The 250-nt window shown below is 59.2% G+C and carries 1 protein-coding gene; it reads right to left on the minus strand.

The window, feature by feature from the left end; translation table 11 throughout:
- Positions 1 to 250 (minus strand): immunoglobulin-like domain-containing protein (locus tag AC5PZ0_RS28355; protein WP_493856228.1); only part of this gene is annotated, 250 nt, incomplete at both ends.

Below are 250 nucleotides of genomic sequence, written 5' to 3' on the forward strand. Positions count from 1 at the left end.
ATAGACGTCATCGCCTTGCGCGTCGTGGGTGTACGGCGCGCTGGTTTCACCGGCCTTGATGGTCACAACCGCATTGTTGCTCAGCGTCACAACCAAGTCGTGAGCCAGGGCAGTATTGATGTGGACGGTGAAGGTCGGTTTGACGTTCTCAGCGACCGATACCTGGTCAGCGGTGATGGTCACCTTGACCAGATCACCTTCGTTGCCCGGCGTGCCTGGTTCGTCGGTCACAGCAGTGCTGACTGGCGTC

The sequence above is a fragment of the Pseudomonas sp. 5.2 genome (genome assembly GCF_059025405.1).